The organism is Streptomyces sp. NPDC127084 (assembly GCF_042724175.1).
Taxonomy (GTDB): Bacteria; Actinomycetota; Actinomycetes; order Streptomycetales; family Streptomycetaceae; genus Streptomyces.
Genome location: NZ_JBHXFA010000036.1, coordinates 47,698 through 51,969, shown reverse-complemented (window position 1 = coordinate 51,969; position 4,272 = coordinate 47,698). Strand labels below are relative to the sequence as shown.

Annotated in this window: 6 protein-coding genes; all 6 read right to left on the bottom strand. The window is 70.0% G+C overall.

Annotated elements, in window-relative coordinates; translation table 11 throughout:
* Positions 1-51: 51 nt before the first annotated feature.
* From ACFWI9_RS11645 to ACFWI9_RS11620, 6 genes are read right to left on the bottom strand one after another with little or no spacing between them, the layout of a single operon-like run.
* On the bottom strand, positions 52-378 hold the full coding sequence (locus ACFWI9_RS11645) for a TcmI family type II polyketide cyclase (protein ID WP_387160925.1): 327 nt from the start codon (positions 376-378) through the stop codon (positions 52-54).
* Between the two features lie 33 nt (positions 379-411).
* Positions 412-891, bottom strand: coding sequence for an SRPBCC family protein (locus tag ACFWI9_RS11640; protein ID WP_387160923.1), 480 nt, complete (start codon positions 889-891; stop codon positions 412-414).
* Position 892: 1 nt separating this feature from the next.
* Positions 893-1,159 (bottom strand): acyl carrier protein, encoded by a 267-nt coding sequence (locus ACFWI9_RS11635; protein WP_387160921.1) that lies wholly within the window; start codon positions 1,157-1,159, stop codon positions 893-895.
* 16 nt (positions 1,160-1,175) lie between these two features.
* Positions 1,176-2,426 (bottom strand): ketosynthase chain-length factor, encoded by a 1,251-nt coding sequence (locus tag ACFWI9_RS11630; protein ID WP_387160919.1) that lies wholly within the window; start codon positions 2,424-2,426, stop codon positions 1,176-1,178.
* A complete protein-coding gene (locus tag ACFWI9_RS11625; RefSeq protein WP_387160916.1) occupies positions 2,423-3,691 on the bottom strand; it encodes a beta-ketoacyl-[acyl-carrier-protein] synthase family protein in 1,269 nt (422 codons plus the stop codon). Before ACFWI9_RS11625 ends, ACFWI9_RS11630 begins: the two co-directional genes overlap by 4 nt.
* Positions 3,688-4,128 (bottom strand): cupin domain-containing protein, encoded by a 441-nt coding sequence (locus ACFWI9_RS11620; RefSeq protein ID WP_385568543.1) that lies wholly within the window; start codon positions 4,126-4,128, stop codon positions 3,688-3,690. The genes ACFWI9_RS11625 and ACFWI9_RS11620 overlap by 4 nt, the downstream gene beginning before the upstream one ends.
* Positions 4,129-4,272 lie beyond the last annotated feature (144 nt).

The following is a 4,272-nucleotide window of genomic DNA, read 5'->3' as shown; positions in this document are numbered from 1 at the left end:
GCAGAGCCCCCGTCCGATCGGACGGGGGCTCTGCGCCGTGCTCAGCGCACCTCAGTTCCGGCGCTCCCAGCGGTAGAACTCGTGCGCCATCGCGTCCTTCGGGCTCCGCCAGGTCTCGGGGTCGTAGGCGCTGACGTACGCGGAGAGCTTGTGGCTCACATCGCGGAAGTCAGGGTGGTCCACGACCTTGGCGACGGCAGGTCCGGGGGGCCGGTCCGCCTCGATCAGATGCAGATAGACGTCGCCGAATTGGAACAGCGTCCGCCGGGTGACCCCGACGAGGCCCGGCAGTTCACCCCGGTCGGATTCCTCGAACACCTTGGCGATGTCGGGTGCCGTGCCGGGTGCCATACGGGCGACGATCAGAGCTTGGTGCATCGGGGAGGGTCCCTTCGGTGGGTACGGGCTGGGTCAGTCGGTGGTGACCGCGACGACGTCGCGCTCGCGTGCCCGCTGCTCGATCTTGTCCCGGATGAGCTGCATCTGGACCTTGGAGTTGCGGTTGATGTTGTCGGTCATCCAGTCGTCGTCGACCGGCGCTTCCGGCTTCATCGCGAAGTCCTGCGTCCAGTGCATCAGGACACCCTTCGGGGTCTCCTTGTACGTCCAGCGGATGTCCATGTGCTGGAACGGGCCGGTCTCGACGCGCCGGGCACGGACCGTCAGCCCCTTGCGGTCGGTGGTGCGCTCCGACACCCAGCTCCACACCGTGCCGTTCTCGTCGGGGTGCATGGTCAGCCGGAACGTCGTGGTGTTCCGGTCGCGTTCGAGTACGTCGACCGACGCGTACTCGCTGAACAGCTGGGGCCAGTTCTCGATGTCGTTGGTCATGTCCCAGACGAGGTCGAGCGGTGCCTCGATGATGATCTGGTTCTCGGTGTGCCCGGACACTTCACGCTCCTGCCATGAGGGAGTTGTTGACGAGGTCGAGGAACTCGCGCGGGGTCTTGCAGCGGTCCGCGTCGGGCGGCAGCGGGCGGCCGTAGCGGTTCTCCAGCTCACCGACGATGCCCAGCAGGCCGAGCGAGTCGAGCCCGTACTCGTCGAACCGGGCCTCGGGCCGGCCGCCCATCTCCGCGGGGTCGACCGTGATACCGGCGCCCTTCTTCATCAGGTCGGCCAGTTCCTCGATGGTCAGCTTGGTGATTTGCGTGGTCATGTGAGAGACCTCCGTCTCACGAGGGGTTGTCGGCGCCGCGCCTGAGCACCAGCGCCGAGTTCGAGCCCATCAGTCCTCGGCTGAGGATCAGGGCCGTACGCAGTTCGGCGGGCCGTGCCCGGCCGGTCACCACTTCCAGGTCGTGGCACACGTCGAACACATTGGGTGTGGGCGGGATGAGACCGTCCTGGAGGGCGAGTACCGCGGCCGCGGTGTCCAGCACCGGGGCGCCGCAGTAGGCCCTGCCCGTACCGGTCTTGGGGGCGGTGACCGGCACTCGGGTGCAGTGCGGGCCCAGGGCGTCGGCGATCGCCATGGCCTCGGCCCGGTCCGCCTCGGGGATGCCGAGAGCGTCCGCGAACACGACGTCGATCTCCTCGGGGGCGCACTCCGCGTCCGCGAGGGCTCCACGGATCGCGTGGGCGAGACCTTCGCGGGACTGCTGCCAGCGCGACGCGCCGGTGAATGTCGCGGCATGACCCGCCACGACCGCGCGCACCGGGGCGCCCCGCTCGCGGGCCGTGGCCTCCGCCTCCACGACGAGCATCCCGCCGCCCTCGGCGGGTACGAAACCGCAGGCGCTCGGGGTGAACGGCCGGTACGCGCGGTCGGCCTCCTCGCACAGACTCAGTTCCCGGTAGCCGAGCTGGCAGACGAGTGAGTACGGCGCGAGTGGTGCCTCGGCCGCGCCGATGACCACCGTGTCGGTGCCCCGGGCGATCGCCCGGCCGGCGTGCGCGATGGCGTCCAGACCGCCTGCCTCGTCGCTCGCCACCACACCGCAGGGGCCCTTGAAGCCGCCGCGGATCGAGATCTGACCGGTGCTCGCCGCGTAGAACCAGGCGATGGACTGGTACGGGCCGACATAGCGCGAGCCCTGCCCCCACAGGCGTTGCAGCTCGCGCTGGCCGAACTCACCGCCGCCGGATCCGGCGGCGGTGACCACTCCTATGCCGAACGGGTTGCCGGCGCTGTCGCCCGGGACGATCCGCGCCTCCGCCAGCGCCATGTCGGCGGCGGCCATGGCGAAGTGCGTGAACCGGTCGGTCTGTACGAGGAAACGTTCCTCCACTACGGACTCGGGTGTGAAGCCGCGGACTTCGCCGGCGATGCGGACCGGCAGATGCTCGCAACCCTCCCGGGTGATGTGGTCGAGGACGCTCAGGCCTTCCCGTGTGGCCTTCCAGAAGGCGTCGGTGCCGACCCCGTTGGGGGCGACGACACCCATTCCGGTGATGACCGGACGCCGGTTCTGCCGAGGACTCATCTTGTCCTCCCTCCTGGCCGGGTCAGCACCACGGCGGACTGGAACCCGCCGAAGCCGCTGCCGACCGAGAGCACATTGCGCAGCTTGAGAGCGCGCGCCGTGCGCGGCACATAGTCGAGATCGCACTCGGGGTCGGGCGTCTCGTAGTTCGCCGTCGGCGGCACCACCTGGTTGGCGAGTGCCAGCACACAGGCGACGATCTCAATCGCGCCGATGGCCCCGAGCGAGTGGCCCACCATGGACTTGATGGAACTCATCGGCACCTGGTAGGCGTGTGCCCCCAGCGACTCCTTGACGGCGGCCGTCTCGTGGCGGTCGTTCTGCTGGGTGCCCGAGCCATGCGCGTTGACGTAGTCGATGTCCGAGCCGTCGAGCCGGGCGTGATCGAGCGCGGTGTCGATCGCGCGGGCCATCTCCAGACCCTCCCGGGTCAGGCCCGTCATGTGGTACGCGTTGCCGAAGGTGGCGTAGCCGCCTACCTCGCAGTACACGGTGGCACCCCGGGCACGCGCGTGTTCGAGCTCCTCCAGGACGAGAACGGCTCCGCCCTCACCCATCACGAACCCGTCCCGGTTCGCGTCGAAGGGGCGCGAGGCATGGGCCGGATCGTCGTTGTTGGCGGAGGTCGCCTTGATCGCGTCGAAGCAGGCCACCGTGATCGGGGATATGGGGGAGTCGGACGCGCCCGCTACGCAGACGTCGACCCTCCCCTCCTCTATCGCGTGGAAGGCGTAGCCGATCGCGTCCAGACCGGAGGTGCAGCCCGTGGACACGGTCTGCACCGGTCCCCGGGCACCGGTCTGCTCAGCGACCTCGGAGGCGAGGGTGCTGGGCGCGAACGCCCGGTGCAGATGCGGCTCCGCCTCGCTGTGGTCGACGTCCCAGCGCCGCCCGGAGCTGCTGACCTTGACGTAGTCGTGCTCCAGGCGGGTGGTGCCGCCGACCGCGGTGCCCAGGGAGACACCGATGCGCCAGGAGTCTTCCCGGTCTGGGTCGAGCCCCGCGTCACGCAGTGCCTCCCTGGCCGCGACCAGGGCGAACTGGACGTACCGGTCCGCGCGCTGGATCGTCGCCGGGTCAAGGCCGTGGGTGGCCGGGTCGAAGTCGCATTCCGCGGCGATACGTGAGCGGAAGCCCTTCGGGTCGAAGAGCGTGATACCGCGCGTCGCCGTGCGTCCGTTGGCCAGAAGGTCCCAGAACGCCGGTATGCCTACGCCGCCCGGCGCCACTATGCCGACGCCGGTGACCGCTACCCGCCGTGTCATGAAGCCGTCCTTGTCCGTTCGGGCGGCCGGTGCCCTCCGGTACCGGCCTTGGCCGGGGTCTCCTCGGTGTCGACGTGGCCGAGTTCCGGCCGCGGGGCCAGCGGGCCCAGATGGAAGACCATCCGCGCCTCCGTGCTGCCCACGTTGCGGAACCGGTGCCGTACGTACGCGGGGATCAGCAGACCCTGGTCCGGGCGGAGCGCGTAGGTCTCGTCGTCCAGGTCCACTTCGAGTGCTCCGCTGACGACGTACACGAACTCCTCGGAGTACGGGTGGTAGTGCTCACCGATGCGGTCGCCCGGCTCAACGATCGCCAGGCCCATGAACCCGCTCGTCGCACCCACCGTGGTGGGCGTGAGCATGGCGCGCAGATCGCCTCCGCGCTTGGTGTTGGGCTGGGTCTCGCTGAGATCGACGATGCGATGAGGTGTGGTCATGAGATTCCTCCACGTGGCCGGATGGCGTTGGGCCGGCGGTGCGGCGGACCGGATGGGTGGGGTGCGGCGCCCCCCGCGGCGCGGGGCCGCCGCGGGGGGGGACGGCGCGCGGGCGGCGGGGCGTGAGACAGAGCGCGTCCGCGG

What these genes read in the sequence shown, in the direction of transcription:
- ACFWI9_RS11645 (WP_387160925.1), bottom strand. Translation starts at nt 378, where the DNA reads ATGCACCAAGCTCTGATCGTCGCCCGTATGGCACCCGGCACGGCACCC.
- ACFWI9_RS11635 (WP_387160921.1), bottom strand. Translation starts at nt 1,159, where the DNA reads ATGACCACGCAAATCACCAAGCTGACCATCGAGGAACTGGCCGACCTG.
- ACFWI9_RS11630 (WP_387160919.1), bottom strand. Translation starts at nt 2,426, where the DNA reads ATGAGTCCTCGGCAGAACCGGCGTCCGGTCATCACCGGAATGGGTGTC.
- ACFWI9_RS11625 (WP_387160916.1), bottom strand. Translation starts at nt 3,691, where the DNA reads ATGACACGGCGGGTAGCGGTCACCGGCGTCGGCATAGTGGCGCCGGGC.
- ACFWI9_RS11620 (WP_385568543.1), bottom strand. Translation starts at nt 4,128, where the DNA reads ATGACCACACCTCATCGCATCGTCGATCTCAGCGAGACCCAGCCCAAC.